This is a genomic window from Thermincola ferriacetica (assembly GCF_001263415.1).
Classification (GTDB): Bacteria; Bacillota; Thermincolia; order Thermincolales; family Thermincolaceae; genus Thermincola; species Thermincola ferriacetica.
Window position 1 is genome coordinate 48,923 of sequence record NZ_LGTE01000010.1, and the last position, 19,039, is coordinate 67,961.

23 protein-coding genes and 3 pseudogenes are annotated in these 19,039 nt (G+C 41.8%); 23 read left to right on the forward strand and 3 right to left on the reverse strand.

Annotated features, from left to right (window positions below; genetic code table 11):
* The first annotated feature begins 2 nt into the window (after positions 1 to 2).
* Together Tfer_RS08035 and Tfer_RS08040 are read left to right on the forward strand one after the other, a co-directional pair.
* Entirely contained in the window at positions 3 to 362 is a 360-nt protein-coding gene (locus tag Tfer_RS08035) for a YraN family protein (RefSeq protein ID WP_013120877.1), read from the forward strand.
* 82 nt (positions 363 to 444) lie between these two features.
* The gene (locus Tfer_RS08040; protein ID WP_052217893.1) at positions 445 to 1,989 is read left to right on the forward strand and encodes a YifB family Mg chelatase-like AAA ATPase; all 1,545 of its coding nucleotides are present in this window, start codon (positions 445 to 447) and stop codon (positions 1,987 to 1,989) included.
* Positions 1,990 to 2,114: 125 nt separating this feature from the next.
* Here the strand turns inward: Tfer_RS08040 and Tfer_RS08045 are convergent, their stop codons facing one another.
* Positions 2,115 to 2,339 carry a hypothetical protein gene (locus tag Tfer_RS08045; RefSeq protein WP_052217895.1) on the reverse strand — a complete coding sequence of 75 codons (225 nt, stop codon included), beginning with the start codon at positions 2,337 to 2,339 and terminating at the stop codon, positions 2,115 to 2,117.
* A gap of 241 nt (positions 2,340 to 2,580) precedes the next feature.
* Between Tfer_RS08045 and Tfer_RS08050 the strand changes: the two genes are divergently transcribed.
* Positions 2,581 to 4,278, forward strand: coding sequence for a sigma-54-dependent Fis family transcriptional regulator (locus tag Tfer_RS08050; RefSeq protein WP_052217897.1), 1,698 nt, complete (start codon positions 2,581 to 2,583; stop codon positions 4,276 to 4,278).
* Between the two features lie 62 nt (positions 4,279 to 4,340).
* Positions 4,341 to 5,174, forward strand: a complete 834-nt coding sequence (speE, locus tag Tfer_RS08055; protein WP_052217899.1) for a polyamine aminopropyltransferase — start codon at positions 4,341 to 4,343, stop codon at positions 5,172 to 5,174.
* Positions 5,175 to 6,095: 921 nt separating this feature from the next.
* On the opposite strand, the gene Tfer_RS08060 is transcribed toward speE, so the two are convergent.
* Complete coding sequence (locus Tfer_RS08060; RefSeq protein WP_052217901.1) at positions 6,096 to 6,323, reverse strand: hypothetical protein; 228 nt, start codon at positions 6,321 to 6,323, stop codon at positions 6,096 to 6,098.
* Positions 6,324 to 6,470: 147 nt separating this feature from the next.
* Between Tfer_RS08060 and Tfer_RS17295 the strand changes: the two genes are divergently transcribed.
* The 15 genes and pseudogenes from Tfer_RS17295 to Tfer_RS17300 all read left to right on the forward strand — a co-directional run.
* Entirely contained in the window at positions 6,471 to 6,692 is a 222-nt protein-coding gene (locus tag Tfer_RS17295; protein WP_152909006.1) for an S-layer homology domain-containing protein, read from the forward strand.
* A 183-nt stretch (positions 6,693 to 6,875) separates the two neighbouring features.
* On the forward strand, positions 6,876 to 7,121 hold the full coding sequence (locus Tfer_RS08065; RefSeq protein ID WP_052217903.1) for a hypothetical protein: 246 nt from the start codon (positions 6,876 to 6,878) through the stop codon (positions 7,119 to 7,121).
* A 144-nt stretch (positions 7,122 to 7,265) separates the two neighbouring features.
* Positions 7,266 to 8,240: a 3'-5' exoribonuclease YhaM family protein gene (locus tag Tfer_RS08070; protein ID WP_052217906.1), complete on the forward strand. Its 975-nt coding sequence runs from the start codon at positions 7,266 to 7,268 to the stop codon at positions 8,238 to 8,240.
* Positions 8,227 to 8,556 carry an ADP-ribosylglycohydrolase family protein gene (locus Tfer_RS17120; RefSeq protein WP_282432061.1) on the forward strand — a complete coding sequence of 110 codons (330 nt, stop codon included), beginning with the start codon at positions 8,227 to 8,229 and terminating at the stop codon, positions 8,554 to 8,556. The genes Tfer_RS08070 and Tfer_RS17120 overlap by 14 nt, the downstream gene beginning before the upstream one ends.
* Entirely contained in the window at positions 8,513 to 9,166 is a 654-nt protein-coding gene (locus Tfer_RS08075) for an ADP-ribosylglycohydrolase family protein (RefSeq protein ID WP_282432062.1), read from the forward strand. The genes Tfer_RS17120 and Tfer_RS08075 overlap by 44 nt, the downstream gene beginning before the upstream one ends.
* Positions 9,160 to 10,131 carry a hypothetical protein gene (locus tag Tfer_RS08080; protein ID WP_052217909.1) on the forward strand — a complete coding sequence of 324 codons (972 nt, stop codon included), beginning with the start codon at positions 9,160 to 9,162 and terminating at the stop codon, positions 10,129 to 10,131. Before Tfer_RS08075 ends, Tfer_RS08080 begins: the two co-directional genes overlap by 7 nt.
* Positions 10,132 to 10,134: 3 nt before the next feature.
* Positions 10,135 to 10,392, forward strand: a complete 258-nt coding sequence (locus Tfer_RS08085; RefSeq protein WP_152909007.1) for a hypothetical protein — start codon at positions 10,135 to 10,137, stop codon at positions 10,390 to 10,392.
* Between the two features lie 59 nt (positions 10,393 to 10,451).
* A complete protein-coding gene (locus tag Tfer_RS08090; protein WP_052217912.1) occupies positions 10,452 to 11,033 on the forward strand; it encodes a hypothetical protein in 582 nt (193 codons plus the stop codon).
* The gene (locus Tfer_RS08095; protein WP_052217914.1) at positions 11,026 to 11,937 is read left to right on the forward strand and encodes a hypothetical protein; all 912 of its coding nucleotides are present in this window, start codon (positions 11,026 to 11,028) and stop codon (positions 11,935 to 11,937) included. The genes Tfer_RS08090 and Tfer_RS08095 overlap by 8 nt, the downstream gene beginning before the upstream one ends.
* Before the next feature lie 182 nt (positions 11,938 to 12,119).
* On the forward strand, positions 12,120 to 12,419 hold the full coding sequence (locus Tfer_RS16005) for a BrxA family protein (protein ID WP_282432063.1): 300 nt from the start codon (positions 12,120 to 12,122) through the stop codon (positions 12,417 to 12,419).
* Positions 12,420 to 12,437: 18 nt separating this feature from the next.
* On the forward strand, positions 12,438 to 12,746 hold the full coding sequence (locus Tfer_RS08105; protein WP_052217918.1) for a nucleotidyltransferase domain-containing protein: 309 nt from the start codon (positions 12,438 to 12,440) through the stop codon (positions 12,744 to 12,746).
* Positions 12,739 to 13,125, forward strand: coding sequence for a HEPN domain-containing protein (locus Tfer_RS08110; RefSeq protein ID WP_052217920.1), 387 nt, complete (start codon positions 12,739 to 12,741; stop codon positions 13,123 to 13,125). The genes Tfer_RS08105 and Tfer_RS08110 overlap by 8 nt, the downstream gene beginning before the upstream one ends.
* Before the next feature lie 21 nt (positions 13,126 to 13,146).
* Positions 13,147 to 13,772, forward strand: a pseudogene (locus Tfer_RS16010) (transposase); the annotation flags it as partial.
* An 877-nt stretch (positions 13,773 to 14,649) separates the two neighbouring features.
* On the forward strand, positions 14,650 to 14,805 hold the full coding sequence (locus Tfer_RS16310; RefSeq protein ID WP_200901020.1) for a hypothetical protein: 156 nt from the start codon (positions 14,650 to 14,652) through the stop codon (positions 14,803 to 14,805).
* A pseudogene (locus Tfer_RS17300) lies at positions 14,789 to 14,866 on the forward strand (hypothetical protein); the annotation flags it as partial. The gene Tfer_RS16310 and the pseudogene Tfer_RS17300, both read left to right, overlap by 17 nt.
* Here Tfer_RS17300 and Tfer_RS16925 read toward each other — a convergent pair.
* On the reverse strand, positions 14,865 to 15,206 hold the full coding sequence (locus tag Tfer_RS16925; protein ID WP_052217924.1) for a hypothetical protein: 342 nt from the start codon (positions 15,204 to 15,206) through the stop codon (positions 14,865 to 14,867). The pseudogene Tfer_RS17300 and the gene Tfer_RS16925 overlap by 2 nt on opposite strands.
* 588 nt (positions 15,207 to 15,794) lie before the next feature.
* On the opposite strand from Tfer_RS16925, the gene Tfer_RS17305 reads away from it, so the two are divergent.
* The 4 genes and pseudogenes from Tfer_RS17305 to Tfer_RS08135 all read left to right on the forward strand — a co-directional run bounded on the left by Tfer_RS17305 (position 15,795) and on the right by Tfer_RS08135 (position 19,027).
* Positions 15,795 to 16,217 carry a phosphatase PAP2 family protein gene (locus Tfer_RS17305; protein ID WP_427916558.1) on the forward strand — a complete coding sequence of 141 codons (423 nt, stop codon included), beginning with the start codon at positions 15,795 to 15,797 and terminating at the stop codon, positions 16,215 to 16,217.
* 44 nt (positions 16,218 to 16,261) lie between these two features.
* A pseudogene (locus Tfer_RS16930) lies at positions 16,262 to 16,583 on the forward strand (VTT domain-containing protein); the annotation flags it as partial.
* Positions 16,584 to 16,695: 112 nt separating this feature from the next.
* Entirely contained in the window at positions 16,696 to 17,847 is a 1,152-nt protein-coding gene (locus Tfer_RS08130) for an MGDG synthase family glycosyltransferase (RefSeq protein WP_052217927.1), read from the forward strand.
* 4 nt (positions 17,848 to 17,851) lie between these two features.
* Positions 17,852 to 19,027, forward strand: coding sequence for an MFS transporter (locus Tfer_RS08135; protein ID WP_052217930.1), 1,176 nt, complete (start codon positions 17,852 to 17,854; stop codon positions 19,025 to 19,027).
* Positions 19,028 to 19,039: the final 12 nt, after the last annotated feature.

Below are 19,039 nucleotides of genomic sequence, written 5' to 3' on the forward strand. Positions count from 1 at the left end.
AAATGAGTAAAGCAAGGTTGGAACTTGGTCGGAAAGGTGAAGAGTTGGCTGCAGAATATTTACAAAGGAAAGGTTTTCGCATAATTAAGCAAAATTACCGCTGCTTTTTTGGGGAAATTGATATTGTTGCAGTCGATAAAGAATATCTTGTTTTTGTTGAAGTCAGGACGAAGTCATCTGCCAAGTTCGGTACGCATGCCGAATCTATAACTTCCAGGAAAATCCAGAAAATTCGCCGGGTAGCCGAATGCTTCCTCACATGCTTTCCCGAACAGGTCAACAGAAAAATGCGTTTTGATTTTGTTGGTGTAAACCTGAAGTCGGACAAACCGCAGATTGAACATTACGCGGGAGTGTTTTAATGTTTTTTTCTTAAAAAAAAAGGAAAAACAGCCGGATCAAATATATTATACCGCGTGTGTATAAAAAGGTGGTGAATGTGAAATGCTTGCGGCAGTGAACAGTGCAGTAGTTGTAGGTCTACAGGCTGTTCCGGTTACTGTGGAAGTTGATGTTTCCAACGGTCTTCCTTCATTTGATGTAGTCGGTCTTCCCGATACGGCTGTGCGTGAAGCCAGGGAGCGGGTTAGGGCAGCTATAAAAAATTCCGGTTACGAATTTCCTTTGCAAAGGATAACCGTTAATCTGGCGCCGGCTGACATTAAGAAAGAAGGGGTCGTTTTGGATGTGGCTATTGCTTTGGGTATTCTCGGGGCCACCGGGCAAATATTCAGCCAGGGGTTAAAGAATATGTACGTAGTAGGTGAGCTATCCCTCGATGGAACGATCAGGCCTGTTAACGGTGTATTGTCGGTGGCCTTAATGGTTGGCAGGCAAAAAGGTTGGGGCGCCATAAAAAAATTGGCGGTTCCGTTAGATAATTACTATGAAGGAGCGTTGGTTGAGAAAATTGAAATTACGCCCGCGCCTGACCTGGCGACCTTAATAAGGTACATCCAAGAAGAGGATGCTCCAAAACCGCCCGAAAAAAAGATCTCAGGTAGCGAGGAATATAGTGAAACAAAACCCCTCGATTTTTCTGATGTCCATGGGCAGCATTTAGCTAAAAGGGCGCTGGAAATTGCCGCTGCCGGCGGGCATAATATAATTTTGATTGGTACCCCTGGAGCGGGAAAAACAATGCTGGCAAAAAGGCTGACTACTATTATGCCTACAATGACCCTGGAAGAATCATTAGAAGTGACCCAAATTTACAGTGTGGCCGGACTTCTGCCTAAGGGGCAGCCGCTTATTACAACCAGGCCTTTTCGCGCACCTCACCACACTGCGTCTGCTAACAGCATAATTGGCGGGGGCAGGATTCCCGTCCCGGGCGAAATCAGCTTAGCCCATAACGGCATATTGTTTCTTGACGAGTTTCCGGAGTATAAGAGGGACGTACTGGAGGCTCTTCGGCAACCCCTGGAAGACGGTAAGGTATTGATTTCCCGCGTTAATGCGGCTGTTACCTACCCAGCTAACATTATGCTGGTAGCTGCTATGAACCCTTGTCCTTGTGGTTACCTGGGTGATATAAAAAAAGAGTGCCTTTGTACGCCACCGCAAATTATGCGCTACCGGAACAGGTTGTCGGGGCCGCTTTTGGACAGGATAGATATGCACATTGATGTGCCGCGTTTAGAAATAGATGATATCATGAAAAACGAGAAGGGGGAGCCTTCAAGGGAAATCAGAAAGCGGGTCGAACAAGCCAGAGCTATACAACTGGCAAGGTTGAAGTCGGCTAAGGTATATTGCAATGCCCGCATGGGCCCGCAAGATATAAAAAGGTACTGTCATCCAAACAAATCGGCTCAAAAGCTGCTCAAGGAATCTTTTGAAAAGCTTAATCTGAGCGCGAGGGCTTATAACAAGGTGCTGAAAGTGGCCAGGACCATAGCCGATTTAGCCGGCAAAGCTGAGATTGAAGACCTGCATGTTGCTGAAGCCCTGCAGTTCAGAACCATGGATCGACGGTACTGGGAATAAAATGAGTTGTTTACTCTGGAGTGGGACTTAAATCTCGACCGGTCCACGCCCCGCGTGAGCGGGAGTGGCTAACCGGGCGAGATTTCGTCCTTGAGCGGAAGAATAATATGCCCTCCCTTTTTTGTTTATTTTTTCATATTATTTTGTATCTGCTGAACGGCCTGTTGGTCCACCTGCTTATGCAGGACCAGATTATTTTGTAACTGGGATAGTTTATCCTTGGTCATTTGCTGTTCCAATTTTTTGGTGACAACAGGTTCAACAACTGCAAACATGGCCCGGTATAAGATATAAACTGTAACACTACCACCAAGTAACAAGAGCAGTGCAGCTAATATTTTACCTTCCATGCAATACCTCCGTTTCAATTTAGCTTTAAGCTTTTTTAGTTTACCCATTATTACGGAAAAAATTTGAGTATCCTTTAAAAGTCACAAAAAAACCGTTGACTATTCAAAAATGACCGATTAAGGGAAAAGTAATTTCTTTCATAAAGTTTTCCGTTAAAATTAAAATAATAATGAAACGTTAAGATTTGGCTTCTTTATGGGGAAAACAGGTATTGGGGAGAAAAAGCGGAGGGACCAATTTATGTTGTCGCCTGAAAAACGCTTTGACATTTTGAAATTGGATAATATGAGGCTGTTGGATAAGTTAAACGACAGTATTTTATTTGTGGATCGAATGGGTAATATCGTTTTTATGAACCGGGCCTTTAAAGATAAGTTTAATAAAGGCGCCGATGTTATCCAGTTTCCCATCCAAAAGGTTTTTCCCAATATAAAATTTGATTTCTCCAAAAAACATAATAAATTCCAAAAGTTAAAGACTCTATATCAAGGTGTGGAATGGGAACTGACCATAACTAAAGTGGAAAAAGACCACGATTATATTGGAGCCTGGGTTATTATCACGGAAGCTGTAGACTATACTGGTTGTGACCACCATCTAACTTTTCCAGTCAATACAAAGGTATTTGATAGTATAACGGACGCTGTGGCAGTTGTGGATCGTAATTTTAAAATAGTTTACATAAATAGGACATTTGCCGATTTACTGGGTTTTGTGCCAGAAGAATTACGTGGCCAGGACTGCCGGCCATTGTTAAAAGGAATTGAAAAGTACGTGCGTAATGGTATTGAAAAGGGTATGATTGACCTTGATGCATCCCCCGTAGCAGGGGAACCTGTAGACATAATGATTTACCCCTTGGGCTCCGGGCGGGTGGTATTATTGATTATCAATGGCAGAAAACTATCTAACGCTTTTCAATACAAGGTCAGGATCCTGAATAGCAAAATTGCCTATTATCAGGAGCAATTGGCCCAGGTCACAGGAGCCAAATACAAACTTAAAAATGTAATTGGAACAAGTAAGCAGGTCAAAATTTTAAAGGAAAACATAAAAAAGATGGCCTGCAGTAATTGCACTGTCCTACTGAGGGGAGAAAGAGGTAGCGGCAAAGAATTTATGGCTAGGGTTCTGCATAGTGAAGGGACCCGTAAATTTGGCCCCTTTGTGAAAGTAAAATGTTCTTTTCTTTCTAAAAACGCGGATAAAAACGAACTTTTTTTTACGAAGTCCGTTTTTGTTGACGGTGAACAAGCTTCCGAGCGGATGGGGAAATTGGAACTAGCCGATAAAGGAACAATTTTTCTGGAAGATATAGCTGACCTTTCTCTCGAGGTGCAGAATAAACTGTTACAGTTTTTGCAAACTAAAAAAATTCGCGGGGCTGACGGAAAAGGAAAGAAAGTAGATGTCCGTATTATTGCTGCTACCAGCAGAAATTTAGAAGAACTTGTTAAAAGAGACTTGTTTCTGGAACACCTATATCACCGTTTAAATGTTTTGAGTTTTTCCTTGCCTCCTCTACGAGACCGACGAGAGGATATACTGCCATTGTTTTTGTACTTTGTCAAAAGGTACGCTGAGCAGGCCGGAATAGGAGGACAACCGAAAATACCCCCGGAAACTTATGAACTTTTATTTAATCACGACTGGCCTGGCAACGTCGATGAATTAAAGGAGATAGCAAAGAAGACTGTGAATTCCCTGGAAAGTCCCGTAATTGCGGTCGAGAAGGTTCCTGTATATTTAAATAAAGTTTTTGACAATGGCGCCGGTCATCTAACCCTTAAACAGATCTTAGATGAAACGGAGAAATTGGTTTTAATGCAAACTTTACAGAGAACCGCCGGCAACAAAGTGAAAGCAGCCAAGATACTTGGAATATCCAGGGCGGGTCTTTACCAAAAGCTGGAAAAACACTCCCTGCTTGACGAATAATAAACCAGATGGTATTATTTAAAAATGTGGAAAGGATTAGCGGCAGTCGAGGGGGGAAAGGCTTGGAGTTAATACTTACAGAGAAACACACTGATGGTTACAGTGTAAATTGGAAAATTAAAGAGACTCTGCATGTCGAGCAAACGAAATACCAGCATCTTGCCATCGTGGAGACTTACGAATTTGGCAGGGCGTTGGTTCTGGATGGTATTATTCAGACAACGGTAAAAGATGAGTATATGTATCATGAAATGATAGCTTTACCGGCTCTGATGACCCACCCGAATCCGCAAAAAGTGATGGTTATTGGCGGTGGAGACGGCGGTACCATTCGGGAGGTGTTGAAGCACCCGGCTGTTGAACAGGCAGATTTGATTGAGATTGATGAACGGGTAATTTTGGCCTGCCAGAAATATTTACCGGAAATCAGTTGCGCATTAACGGATTCCAGGGTCCGCATTTTTGTGGAAGACGGTATTGAGTATGTGCAGAGGCATAAAGATAAATATGACGTTATTTTAATTGATTCTTCTGACCCTATTGGTCCGGCTACAAATTTGTTTCATGAAAGCTTTTATAAAAACGTTTATGAAGCATTAAAGATAGACGGAATTATGGTATGCCAGTCAGAGTCTCCTTTATTTAACAGGGAACTGCTAGGCAATGTGCATAAAAGCGTTAAAAACCTCTTCCCCATTACAAGAACTTATTTGGCCACTGTACCTACGTATATCAGTGGGTTTTGGAGTTTTACCATGGGTTCGAAGCAATACGACCCACTCAATGCGGAGATTCCGCTGGACGTTGTAAACCGTTTAAAAACAAAGTATTACAATGCGGATATTCACAAAGGGGCGTTTGTACTCCCAGAATATGTGGCCGAATTATTCAGATAAAAAGTGCGTTCTGGAAACGCACTTTTTTTTTTATGCTTTTATTTTTGCCTTTCTGGGGTACGAACCGAGCTTCAGAAGTTTTTGTGTCACTAGTTTGCTCACGGCATTTTCACAGGCCTGACAGGTACCTCGGGGAATCTCTTCTTTGGTTAGACGATCCGCACAGATTCTGCATACAGGCACAGCCATCCACCTCTTTTGCGCTTTTGATTTTATTGTAGATTGTTTGTCTCAGGGTAGCAAGAAAAGCTTCCTCAAATGTCAAAATTTCGACTTTTCAGGTAATGAATGGGAATTGAGCGGTAGCCATTCCCTGTTTTAAGAGGCTGTTTTTATTTTGAAATATGTCGCAATTTTGGGCAAGGAAAAAATTGGAACATGTCGAAGACCTTCGAATAGGATATTTTTGGGGAATTCGCCCCTGATACCTGGCGAAACAAATTGCCTGCTTCCTTATCCCCGTAAGGGGACGGAAACTGGAATACAAGTTCGTCACTACGATTGGACAAACAGCACATTCTCTTTAAAACCTGCCACCTTCTCAGGGTGTGCTAATTCGACGCACTACAAAAAAAGAAAACCAGTGGAAAATGTCCGCCGGTTCAGGTTGAAATTATATGCCCTTACAAAAACAAAGGGAGAGGCGAAAACCTCTCCCTAGTTCTTTCTATTTTGGATATAAGGCACGACCAGCGACCACGGTGCTTTGTCCAGGTGTACCACATCATCCGCCGGACCGTGGGTGAATTTGACTATGTTGAGCTACGGGCTGCGGCTAACTTCCCGTCCTGTTTAATAAACAGGGCATGGCTCCAGCCAAATTCATTGGGATTTTCAGAAACAACCCTTATCTCAACGTCACCTTCACAAAAATTAGCCTTTTTAAAAACTTTTCAAACTTTTGTTTTCAATTTTTTCAGCTTACTTCATGCGTTTGAGAATAAAGGTCTCTTCTTCCTGTTTGGTCAGTCTGGCATCAATCTTTTTAATGTCGTCCCAAATATAGCGCAGCTCAGACCTGATTTCTTTTTGGCCTTCTTCGAGTTTCTTCTGGCCTTCCTCGAGTTTCTTCTGGCCTTCCTCGAGTTTCTTCTGGCCTTCTTTCAATATTTTCAGTTCGTCAAGGATTTGCTTTAAAATGTTTTCCACAGCACATCTCCCTTTCTCAGTTTTTCTTTCCTTTGACCTTTTCTACGGCAGCCCCAATACTCCTGCATGTTTTTTATCCCCTATCCCTATTTTTCTATTTCTCAGCCCTGGACTGGGTTATCTGTGCGGTAATATCGTATGTGACTCTTGTTAATATTTGACATTTGTTGTCAATCTCCTTCCAAATATCACTTATTTTCTCGTTTTTTTAGTGTCCTGACCGACCTGCAGCCCGGACACTGGTCGTATGCCCCGGTAAGCAGCATGGTAGCCCGTGGGTACATGCGTGGGTACCCGGACAGCAGGTTCCTGACTGACCGGAAGAAGACCAGGGCAGAAATTTTGCCCGTGGGAAGCAGGATATTATAGGAAAAAATGCCTGGCGGCGAATATCGCCAGGGCGGAAGCTGCAGCGGTCCTTAACCGGCTGATGGCGTTGGTACAGAGTTGAACAAATCAGTATGCAGGAAATTCAAATCAAGCTCCCCAAAAAAACAAACTAACAAATATCCCGCTCTTTAGGGCTGGAAAGAACGTGAAGGTATGTTTTGCATGGAAGAATTGTTAAAACAAATACTGGCTAGGCTTGATAATCTGAATAATGATGTTAAAGACCTGAAACCTCTTGTCGGACAGGTGAAAATACTGCAGGAGCAGGTGACAAGAATAGAAACCAGGATCGAAAACGATGTTTCCGATAAAGTTCGGGTTTTATACGACGGTTATGCTTTACGCGGCGACCAGGTCGAACGCCTGCGGGAACACCTGGACGTCCGTAAAAACACTTACCAATTATAATGCGCCAGAAAATGGAGTAGGTTTTGGCAAAATATAAATAACAAAATGACAAACTATTGTCACTTTAAGATGCGATAATCTCCCTGACAGGATAAAAAGGGGAGATTTTTTCTTTCACGTAAAACAAAAACAAGAGGTGAAATTATGAAAACCAGGTATATTGCTGACTTTAAACCGGGGGACAACGTGGACGACCTGTTTTTCGTCAGAGCCGTAAAAGTACTGAACTATAAAAACAAACCGGGCCGGTATGTAAGCCTGATATTAAGTGACAGGACCGGGGAAATGGCAGCCAGGATATGGGATGCAGATGACAATGACATTAACCTGCCGGAAAAAGTGTTCGTCGGCTGCAAGGGCGAGGTAGTTAAATTCGCAGGTACCCCTGAAATTCAAATCAGTTCATGGGAACTTATAGATAAGGCAGCAGTTGATTCTGCTGACTTTATACCCCTCACCCCCCTGGACGTCGGGAACATGCAAAAAGATGTTGCAGGTATGGCATCATCAATGACTAATCCTTACCTGAGACAACTGCTTGAAGAACTGATCAATGATAAGGAACTTTTTCATCAATACAGTACTGTTCCGGCGGCAAAAGCAATCCACCAGGCGTACATAGGCGGACTATTGGAACACAGTCTTAGAACAGCGAAAATAGCAGGCTATATCGCAAACTTGTATCCGGCCGTAAACAAAGAACTGGCCATAACCGGCGCATTGCTCCATGATATTGGGAAAATTGAGGAGTACGAAGTTGAATACTCTATCGAAGTTGCTGATAAAGGAAGACTGTTGGGCCATATTGTTCTTGGCCTTGAGATAATAAATTCATTGATAGAAAGAGTGCCTGGATTTCCTGAGGACCTGCGATTGGCCCTGAAACATATTATTGTTAGTCATCACGGCACTTATGAATGGCAGTCACCCAAACGGCCCAAGACAATAGAAGCATGTCTGGTTCATTACGCAGACGCGGTTGAGGCCGACATGTGGAAATTCAGCGACCTGAAAGAAAAATACCGGGGCAGCCGGTGGAGTCCCTGGGACAAGTCACTGGAAAGGTATGTTTTTGTGGATGATACCGCAGGGGAGGGAAATGCAAATGGACATGACTGAACGTTATCGCGGGTGCCTGCTGGGACTGGCAGTGGGTGACGCCCTTGGGACTGCCCTGGAATTCAGGGCACCGGGGACATTCACACCAATCAGTGATATGGTTGGCGGCGGCCCGTTTGGACTAAAGCCGGGCGAGTGGACGGACGACACTTCAATGGCCCTGTGCCTGGCAGAGAGCCTGATATCCAAAGCGGGTTTTGACCCCACTGACCAGATGGAACGGTATTTAATGTGGTACCGTGACGGCCACCTGAGCAGCACAGGAAGATGTTTTGATATCGGGAACACCGGTACGGAAGGCTTTGCTGAGATTTGATAGGTCCGGAGAGCCGTATTGTGGCTCAACCGATCCCATGAGTGCCGGAAACGGTTCAATCATGCGTTTGGCGCCGGTACCTATGTTTTATGCCAATGGCCCCCGGGAAGCAGTAAAAAAGTCAGGGCAAAGTTCCATGACTACTCATGGTGCCAAAGCGGCAGTGGATGGTTGCCGTTATATGGGGGCTTTGCTGGTGGGGGCACTTAACGGATGTTCAAAAGAAGAAATCCTGTCCGGCCATTTTGCCCCGGTTCCGGGCATATGGGATGAGGACCCTTTGCACCCCGCGATAAGTGAAATAGCAGGTGGTTCTTTCAAAAGGCGCAACCCTCCGGAAATAAAGGGGACCGGATATGTTGCGGAATCTTTGGAAGCGGCATTGTGGGCATTTTATCACAGCACGTCTTTTCGCGAAGGGGCGCTGTTGGCGGTCAACCTTGGTGATGATGCTGACACTACCGGGGCGGTATATGGACAGTTGGCCGGCGCCTGTTACGGTGAAGGGGGTATTCCGGGAGAGTGGAGGGATAAGATTGTACACAAGGATCTGATTGAATCGTTTGCCGAAAAATTATTTCATTTAAGTTGGGAGGAAAAATTATGTTAAAAGTAAGGGTCAGAAATAACTCAATTCATATAGGGAAACACTTTTCTGTCAATTTCCAACGTACTTTAAGGATACCCGATGACGGAAATACTTATCCATTACCACCCGGCCTTGGACGGTTTCCGATTTTTAAAGTTGACGATTACAAAAACAAAGTCCCGGCTTCCTGGAGAGAACATGGAGGGGTATTTATCCCGATGTATCAGAGAGAAGCGTTGTGGCTCAGTTTCAGCGGGGTTTACTGGAGACCGAACGCCGTTAAAATTGGAGTAGGCAAAATTAATGCGGTTTCCGGGAAGGAATGGGATCAACAACTTCGGAAAGAGGAGCAGGATTACATAGTTTGCCCGGATCAGCCCTGGCTGGATGGAATCAATGCCGGTGATGGCTACATACGGCAGTTTGTGGCCATGCCTTTGGGAATGGGCTATACCGTTGAGGGACGGGTAACCGGCAGGGAGGAGTTTGGAGGGATTCAGATAATCGTGTATGATCCTAAACCCGGAATCTTTCCTGATGAACAACCTGATTACCGTATGGATCATCTTATGTTATGCGAAAGTGCTGTAATGAGCCCATCGTGCTGTGGAGAAATGGGTTTGGCCGCCGGCGGAAAATTGAAACAGTCTGTATATCCTGACGAATATGGGATTGAAACCTGGGATCAGGCGAATTACGGAAGGGTTTATGTGCATATTGTAAACAGCATGATGTTTCGTGATATAACTGGATTGGAGCGACCACCAACGCCAATTTCGGCGAAAACTTATACGGAGTGGGGATTACCTTGGTTTGACCTCCTTGATGAAGGGAAAGGGGATGTTGCGGCCTCGGATATCCTGTCAAAGGTAAAATCAGTGAAAGAAATGGACAAAGAAAAGGGGTTTGCCCCCCAACAGGATGACACTTCCGTTGAAATACCGGAAAATCAGGTAAAAAAGATAAGTTGGATCCGGAAAGTGTGATTGATGGGAAGTGGTAATATTTCCGATATTTTGCAGGGGAAAATTACCATTGTGGAGAATATCAGAGAAAAATATCAAAACAATTTGCTTGTTAATTTTTTTTGTAATCACAAGACTAAATGGCGTGACAGACAAAATGGCAGGCCTGGCAACAATACGCCAAAAGTTATTTACAGCAATCGAGTTGAAAATGCGTATTCCGGTCAAAACCTGCCAGCCATTATGGATGAAACCAACCAGTCGAAAAGCACACTAGCATAATATTGGCAGGACTTATGAATAAAGGTTGCACAGACAGACTGGGAGGAAGGAGGTATACTATGAACGGCAAAATAAGATGGATTCTGATTTGTTTAACGGTTATGTTTGCATTTTCTATTGGACTGAATTTTTACTTTTATAACTTAGTTAGGAACTATGATAATATTCCTGTTAAACCGCTGGTTTCAAATAGTCCTTCTAATACCGATACAAAACCGGCCACTGCAGAAAGTCAACCCACAAAAAGTGAGAGTTCTTCTGACCAGACCAGTATCGTAGTCGGGACAGGAGATCTGAATCCAAACGAGTATATTAAGATACTCTCTCTCAAAGTTCATAAATTTGATGATTTGGTATATGACGAGTGCCTGGCTTTGGATGCCAAAATACAGAATATTAGCAATCAGGTTGTTAAGGATCTGGATATTCATATAGAACTACTGGACAAAGGCGGAAGGCCGTTTACTGAAAAAGACATATCTTTTGCTTATCCTGGAGCGTTTAACGATTCGCAAAAACCAATTAAACCAAATCATATACGTAATTACGGTTTGGTACTTTTTGAAGATGTGCCGCAGGAGTGGTCAGGCAAATACAGGTATCAGTTGATACTTAATGAAGTGGGTGACGGTGATGTATAAAAAAATTGGTTTCCTGGTCGTTTTCAGCCTTTTCGTAACATTTTTGTATGGATGTGATATGGGGAAAACAGGTAAATCTTCTTCGCAAGTAAGCATATTTGACGAAGGTAAAGCAAGAGCAGTCGTTGAATCATACTTTAAAAAGGTTATCTCTGGTGACTATGCCGGCGCTTATGAATTACTCGCGAATAAAGAGAAAAAAACTATATCTCTGGATGAACTTAACCCCGATAAAAACGTTAATCCTTCTATTGCTGACGGGTTTATCAATGATTTAGAAGAATTACGTAAAACAAAAAGTTCTTTCAAAGTTAAAAGCATCGAAAAACAAAATGGTGTTTTTAAAGTAACAGCCGATTACGAATACCCTGACGGAGAAGCAATTTATTCGGCTTTGCCTCGGTCAGGTTGGTTTGTTGACTGGGAAGGTGGCCGTAAAGTACTAAAACAAATGGTTCAGGAAAATCGTTTGCCGATGGAAAAAACACAATTGACAATGAAAGTTATTAAGGAAAACGGCAATTTGAAATTAGACTTTGGATGGTTTGATGCAGCAGAAAAAAGGAAAAAGGAAGTCGAGTCTTATAAAGCCAACCTGAAATTGCATGATGTTAAAATAGATAATTATTCCGACTCGGCTTGGGTTACTGGTTATATTAAAAACAACGGTACGAAGTCGATTGATTCAATATATGTAACTGTTTACTACCTGGACAAAGAAGGGAAACCGATGGGGGAGGATGTAGGTGTTGCCTATGTTGAAAACAACTCTGATATTCCAATAAAACCAAACTACGACGGTAAGTTCATTTTTGAGGTTCCAGAAGGTATTAGGAAAAGTTGGGGCAAAAAAGCAGAAGTTAAAATCACCGGATTAGAGTTTGTTCAAGAGGATAACAAATAGATAGAATGCCGTATTTGTATTATGGTGGTTTTTATGAGCATGGTATCACTAAATAGTACCGTCCGTACCAAAGCGGAGAGTAATCAATCGGTTCAGCCGGCAATTCAAAAGCCCAGTTAAAGTGCGGAAAAAGAACTACCAAAACAGCCGGTCTCAATAGGCAGGAATTTGGGATTCATTTCATTGAACTAAAATATACTACCACATTAAAGACGATACCGTACCTGTACCTAGAGACAAAAAAGGCTGCAAGGCTTAAATTGCAAGGCTTTCAGGAAAGTGATATTATTAAAGCGGCAGTTAAGGAAAACGTATTTCAAGTTAACACCGAAAGCAAAAAAATTGCTTCAACAATTATCCGGAGATTAAGAGTCTTAAACGAACCGCTTCCGAGAGATGTCCTTGAATCCAATATGTCACAGGTGGAAGAAGCCAGGGCGAGAAAGAAACCGTTGCAGGCGGATTTATTGGCCAAAATATAAGGCCGGAGGAGGATATGTATGTGTCCTTACAATGAAAAGGTCGAAAGCGTTAAAAAACAAATAATTGAAAAGTTTAAGCCAGTTGATATCATTTTGTTTGGTTCTTATGCAAAAGGCTTGGCTCGAAAACAAAGTGATATAGACATTTGCGTTATTACGGAAACGGACAATAAAAGAAAACTGGTGCAGGATATTCTGCTTGAGGTAGATTGTGATGTTGACCTTGATGTGGTGGTGTACACACCAAAGCAATGGGAGCAGTACAAAAACGATAAATCCAGGTTTGCCCATGTTATTAATAAGACGGGGGTGCGGATAGGTGGTTGACAGCAAAAGGTATAAAGAGTGGTTTGCCATGGCGGAAAAGGACTTGAAAAGCGCAAAAATTCTGTTTGAACATGATGCGGACTATGGAATTGTTTGTTTTCACTGCCAACAGGCCATTGAAAAATACCTGAAAGGGTACCTGATTTTAAAATCGGGTGAGTTGATTGAAGGACACAGCCTCGTGAAATTATGCAAGAAAGCAAGCCAATTTGACGAAACCTTTAAATCCCTTGTTAAGGATTGTGCTTTTGTTAATGCGTTTTATATAGAGACCAGGTATCCAGCCGAGGATTCCTTGGTTGTATCGAAGGAAGAAGTTGAAGAATGTTTCAGAATAGTAAACGATATTGTTGGTAAGGTAAACAAAGAGATTGAATAAGCAGGTGGCTTATGAATTTAGGTGACCGTAGAGGATGTCCACAAGATGCTGAGAGACCTTTTTAAGGATACTACAGGGTATTTTTGAGGCTGAAATAGAAGAACATTTAGGCTACAAAAAACATGGTATTGACGGAAATAATTCCGGTAACAGCCGTAACGGTTACAGCGAAAAGACTATCAAATCAAGGTTTAGAAAAACAAGAGTTATAATACCCAGGGACCGTAACGGCGAGTTCGAACCTCAGATTATTAAAAAGAATCATAAACAAGGCTGCTTACAATACAGTATTTCCGTAAACAGAAATTCAACTATGTGTCATCCATCAAATCCGGAACTCTTTGAAGTATGTTCCATACAAGGAGCAGAAACTTTTGATGGCTGATTTAAAGAAAGTGTACCAGGCTTTAACCATCGAAGAAGCCGAGATGGCCTTTGAGGACTTCAAAGGAAAATGGGGTAAAAAACACCCAATTATAATCAGGTTCTGGGAAAATAATTGGCTTGAATTAACGGCTTACTTCAAGTATCCCTATGAGATCCGGAGAATTATATATACAACCAACATAATCGAAGGCTATTACCGGCAATTACGGAAGGTGACAAAAACAAAAACGGCATATCCCACCGATGACGCTTTAAGGAAAAGTTGATGTACGAATTCATCCTGGTAACCCTAAAACAATATCATGGTATGACGGAGTGAAATATTGTTCACGAGACATTGGTAAATTGGTCTTAGACACGGATGACACATTTGAATTTATAGATACTCAAGGAATAGTTTATCGAATTGAGAAAGCCAATCTTAGCAATTTCCAGAAAATTGTCGATAGGTTATGGGCACCAGATCCTGATTTAATAAAAACAGATGCCGATGTTCAAAGGTATATCCTGAATGTTGAATAAGATTTAAAATTTCAAAGTTTGAACTTCCTTAACCCCGTAAGGGACGGAACCATTTTATTGTTTTTACTCGGCATAAATGGCAAGAAATTGCCCAAGTTACCTGACTTTGGTGGTTAGACAAAATAGTTAGACAAAATACAGCCGAACAGCAGCATCCTTCTGCTAAGCAATCGATTAATCGGTTAAAGATGCACTCGTAGACTTAATATGGTAAAATGAGTATATATTTTAAAGATTTAAGGGTGAGTTAAATTGACAACCGGACCGAGAACTGTAACAGGACAACTTTTTACCTCAAACGTGATAGGATTACGCAAACTGAAAGTTGATGCTGAAATTATACAAATTATGAGTGGGGGCATGTACCACCTCAAGTTTGGTGGCACAAATATGAAAAACAGTTTTTAGACGTTTTTTTGTAAGGTGGGGTTCTAATCAGGCAAACAAAATAAAAACTGCGGGCAGGCAAAAACAGGTGAACTTAACTCAACTCTCCGCATATTAACAATCAAGCGGTAAACTTAAGATTGCCCGCAAAGTCTTCTTTGATAATAAAAATGCATATAATTATTCAGGGTTAAAGTTGAGGTTGGCAGTAAAAATGTGGAGACGTGCGTGGATATTCTCAGGGATTTGAGGCAGTACCAGGAACAAGAAAAAGCCCTATACTGGGAAGGGACTTTTGCGAATTACCTGAATCTGGTACAGGAACGGCCCGAAATTTGCCGGTTAGCTCATGCCAGGGTTTACAATGTCGGATCCCAGAGCTAACAGGTTTGACGGGGAATTAAACATAGCCAACCGTGGAATTATGGAATTTCAGGAGATGCTCAGCCCCAAACAACGTTTGAGACAGCCCGGATGTTCAGGGCTTTCGCGCGTAGTGGAGGGGAAAAGGTTGCGACATAGCAAAACCGGCCAAAATATGGCCGGTTTTTTTGTACCAAAATGGTTTTGCCACCAGAACAACCTAATGACTTCAGCTCGTGGTAAAGTCTGTTGCAGTTGAAAATTGCTTTAGCCATTTGGACCTTCAGGTAATCTTTGAATGGGTCAAGTTTGGACGGCTTTTCCGGCCTTGGGCCGTCTTTAACAAACATAGCCTTTCCCTTAAGAATATAAGAAATTGCTTTGGCTAAACCTTCTTCATCTTCAATTAAAAGTAGTCCCATTAAACACCCCTCTAAATATTTGAATTTCATCAAAATTTGAAGACAGGTCTTTTTAAGATATTTTTAAGGTTGACTTGTTATAATCAAGACAAAGTTAAGAGGAGGAATAAGATGGGTCTGTTTGAAAAACTGAAGAATATCAAAAAAAGTGGCTTTACTCACTGGCAGTACCTGTAATTTTGGGGTTATGAGGTAGTATTGCGGGGGATAATTGTTGAACGTTATGAACAAAAGTTGGGAAATATAATCCGGCGTTATCAAGGGATGCTTATCCGGATTTACTATATTTAGAAAGCAATGAACCTTTAAAAATATGTGCGGAATAAGCTAAGGAATTACTTTCTTTAGTTGAAGGAGTTGCTAAAGTATCTGACTCAACCCAATTTACAACTACAATAAAATTACGAGTTTAAAATCTGAACTTTTTTGTCGCACGATGTATCTCTTATTAAAAAGAGTTTTTTGAAGTCCTTGGTAAACACTGGCTGGCATGATGAGGTGAAGGAAATGAACTACATTCTTCGACTGGATAATTGGATATTTCGAAACATTAACAACTATCTAAAGAACCCGGTATTGGATGGCGTGATGTCTTTTTTTACGATATTAGGAGGAACCACTATATCCATACTGCTTTGTATAAGTTTAGTCGTATTCAGTCAAGGGAATAGTGTAGGAAAAGAGTCGGTTTATTCGTTGACCGTTGGTCATTTTATGGTACAGTTATTCAAAAGATTTGTTTCCCGGCCCCGGCCATATTTGGTATTGCCCGGGGTTAAACTTCGTCGAGGATTTATTCTGAAAGATTATTCGTTTCCTTCGGGACATACTGCCGCAAGTTTCTCTATATTCACCGTAATATCAATCCACTATCCTTTCATTGCACCAGTGCTGTTAACAGTCGCAGTATTAATCGGTGTCTCACGGATATATTTGGGTCAACATTATCCCACAGATGTTATAGCCGGGGCAGTTCTGGGAATTGGGTCAGCAGTTTTGTTCAGTTTATAAAAAGAAATGAATTTAGACAAAGTATCTTGGAAAAGGGGCCATAGACTTATTTAATCCTATTTCTGATTATCTTTTTTGAAACAGGATTGGTGGTTACACCGTTCCTTCCGGGTGATTCACTCCTTTTTGCAGCAGGAACGTTTTCTGCTCAAGGATCACTAAATATCGGATGGGTAATGGTGCTTTTTGTATTGCAGCCGTATTAGGTGATACTTATAAAAAATACGGAGGGAAAACCATTATTTTGGCCAGATTTATTCCGGTTATCCGAACATATGCACCTTTCGTAGCCGGAATAGGAAAGATGAATTATTGGGAGTTTCTTATAACGTATTAGGGGGGATTACTTGGGTTATTATTTTGCTTTTATAAAAGCCAAAAGAAGTTCTTCAAACGAATACAAAAATAAAAGTATAGGCAAGAATGGAGCAGGGCCAAAAATGTAAATTAAAAAAACTTACTGAAGGGGGCTTAAGTTTTGAAGAACTTACGTGTACTTGTTTTTTCTGCAACTTTTGGTGCAGGGCACGTACGGGCGGCGGAGGCAGTAATCGAAGCAATTCATATTAGAGAACCTTATGCCATGGTTACTCACTTGGATTGCGGAGAGTTCCTTAGTAAGACATTTAACAATGTAATTAAAAATGTTTATATCGGCATGATCAAGTATTCTCCAAAACTCTGGGGGAAATTTTACTACGGTACAGCTAAGGTTTCACCTGATTCTTTAATTCAACGATTTCTAAACCAAATGGGGCAAAAAGATTTTGAAAAACTTATTTGTTCTTTACAACCTGATCTTATTATATGTACCTATCCTACAGTGGCAGGAGTCATTTCACAATTAAAGTTAAAACACAGGTTGAATGTTCCACTCGTGACAGTGATAACTGATTATGTTGTGCATAGCCAATGGATTCATCCGGGAGTGGATATGTATATTGTCGGTTGTAAAGAAGTCTTTGACGGTTTGGTATTGAGAGGAATTGACCCGGCTCGTATAAAAGTTACGGGGATACCCGTAAGTCCTCGTTTTGAACGCTATTTGAACAGAGCGGAGATAATCTCCCGGTTAGGGCTGTGCCCTGGCCAGCCGACACTGTTAATAATGGGAGGAGTCTATGGCGTTTTAGATAGTTTAAAAGATGTATGTAAACTTTTTGCGGAATCAGAATTTCCTGTGCAGTCAATTGTAGTTTGTGGCAAAGACGATAAATTATATAAATCTATTGATGAAATTGTTGACAAAGCTCGTAATCCAATTGTCCGTTTGGGTTTTGTAAGTAATGTGGAAGAGTTAATGTCAGCCGCAGATTTAATTATTACAAAGGCAGGGGGATTGACAGTATCCGAAGCATTAACCAAGCGTTTACCACTGGTGATTTATCGCCCAATTCCCGGCCAGGAAGAGGGGAACGCTGTTTTCCTGCGAAAAATTGGCGCTGGGAAAACCGCTGAAAGCCTTGAAGAGTTAGGGCATATCGTTCATTTTTTATTAAAACATCCTGAAGAATTGGAGAGAATGCGCAATAAGGCACAGAATGCCATACCTGGACGCGCAGCCGAACGGGCAGTAGAACATATGTTGGATTTGGTTAATGAAATGAAAATTAAAACAGTGATTGGGTGATCAAATGGCTCCTCTATTAGTGCTTGGGTTATTGGAATTTGTACGCGGAGCGCTTGTTTTCAGCATATTGCCGTTATATGGACGGTTTGTTGCAGGTTTTAGTATGGAAGTAATCGGTACAGCTATTTCACTACATTACCTGTTTGATAATATTTTTCGCATCCCGGCAGGTTGGCTTACAGACAGATTTGGCGGGAAAAGGTTATTAATTACCGGGATAGTTGTTTCCAGTATTGGAATTTCAATTATATCGTTTCGCTGGAACACCTATTCCTTTATATTAGGTGCGGTGTTATTCGGGTTGGGGATTTCCCCTGTATGGCCGGTAGTAATTTCCGGAATAGCCGCGAAGATGCCTGCCCGACAAATAGGTGAAGCGCTAAGCAAGGTGTTTATAGCCTGGTTGGTTGGGGCAGGTATTGGTCCGGTAGTTATTAATTTCGTGATTGAAAAATCTTATAGAATTTCTTTTCTGACACTTCTAGGGTTACTAGCTTTGGCTTTGCTGTTAACAATTGCTATTAAAATGCCACGGATAACCAATCAAGGGATGTTATCACAGTCGGTTTTTTTAAAAGAATTATTTCACGAATTGATTTCACACAGAGTCCTATACCCCGGAATGTTTGTCCAAACCATGTCAGTAGGAATATTGATGCCCGTTATTGTGATATATGCAAAAAAAGTATTCGGCCTTAGCCCCGAACAATTCAACTACCTTCTTATCGGCGGAGGAATCTTTACCGTGCTTTTCCTAGTTCCTGCGGGAAAATTGGCTGACAGGCTCGGTGTTAAAGGACCGCTTGTTGGTGGGTTTCTGTTGGCATCAGTTTGTTTGATTCTCCTGCCGTTGCAGAGATTGGTTGTAAGGGCTTTAATAGTTGGGGCTATTCTGGGTATCTCGTATTCTTTTATTCTTCCTGCATGGAATGGATTAATGGCTAGGGCAGTTTCAGCAGAGAAAAGGGGAACAATGTGGGCCATCTTTATGACCATTGAAGGTTTGGGAACGGCTGTTGGAACATATATTGGCGGCAAAGTATGGGATACGCTTGGGTACAGGGCACCCTTCTATGTAAGCGCCTTTATCCTTATTTCTGTGGCAGTTTTTTATGCCTTTGGTAATATTGAAAAGTTAATTAAGGAACATAGTCCGGATAAGTTAACGAACCAAAGTTAGCGGGGGTTGTTA

What these genes read in the sequence shown, in the direction of transcription:
- Tfer_RS08035 (WP_013120877.1), top strand. Translation starts at nt 3, where the DNA reads ATGAGTAAAGCAAGGTTGGAACTTGGTCGGAAAGGTGAAGAGTTGGCT.
- Tfer_RS08040 (WP_052217893.1), top strand. Translation starts at nt 445, where the DNA reads ATGCTTGCGGCAGTGAACAGTGCAGTAGTTGTAGGTCTACAGGCTGTT.
- Tfer_RS08045 (WP_052217895.1), bottom strand. Translation starts at nt 2,339, where the DNA reads ATGGAAGGTAAAATATTAGCTGCACTGCTCTTGTTACTTGGTGGTAGT.
- Tfer_RS08050 (WP_052217897.1), top strand. Translation starts at nt 2,581, where the DNA reads ATGTTGTCGCCTGAAAAACGCTTTGACATTTTGAAATTGGATAATATG.
- Tfer_RS08065 (WP_052217903.1), top strand. Translation starts at nt 6,876, where the DNA reads ATGGAAGAATTGTTAAAACAAATACTGGCTAGGCTTGATAATCTGAAT.
- Tfer_RS08070 (WP_052217906.1), top strand. Translation starts at nt 7,266, where the DNA reads ATGAAAACCAGGTATATTGCTGACTTTAAACCGGGGGACAACGTGGAC.
- Tfer_RS17120 (WP_282432061.1), top strand. Translation starts at nt 8,227, where the DNA reads ATGGACATGACTGAACGTTATCGCGGGTGCCTGCTGGGACTGGCAGTG.
- Tfer_RS08080 (WP_052217909.1), top strand. Translation starts at nt 9,160, where the DNA reads ATGTTAAAAGTAAGGGTCAGAAATAACTCAATTCATATAGGGAAACAC.
- Tfer_RS08085 (WP_152909007.1), top strand. Translation starts at nt 10,135, where the DNA reads ATGGGAAGTGGTAATATTTCCGATATTTTGCAGGGGAAAATTACCATT.
- Tfer_RS08090 (WP_052217912.1), top strand. Translation starts at nt 10,452, where the DNA reads ATGAACGGCAAAATAAGATGGATTCTGATTTGTTTAACGGTTATGTTT.
- Tfer_RS08095 (WP_052217914.1), top strand. Translation starts at nt 11,026, where the DNA reads ATGTATAAAAAAATTGGTTTCCTGGTCGTTTTCAGCCTTTTCGTAACA.
- Tfer_RS08105 (WP_052217918.1), top strand. Translation starts at nt 12,438, where the DNA reads ATGTGTCCTTACAATGAAAAGGTCGAAAGCGTTAAAAAACAAATAATT.
- Tfer_RS16925 (WP_052217924.1), bottom strand. Translation starts at nt 15,206, where the DNA reads ATGGGACTACTTTTAATTGAAGATGAAGAAGGTTTAGCCAAAGCAATT.
- Tfer_RS17305 (WP_427916558.1), top strand. Translation starts at nt 15,795, where the DNA reads ATGTCTTTTTTTACGATATTAGGAGGAACCACTATATCCATACTGCTT.
- Tfer_RS08135 (WP_052217930.1), top strand. Translation starts at nt 17,852, where the DNA reads ATGGCTCCTCTATTAGTGCTTGGGTTATTGGAATTTGTACGCGGAGCG.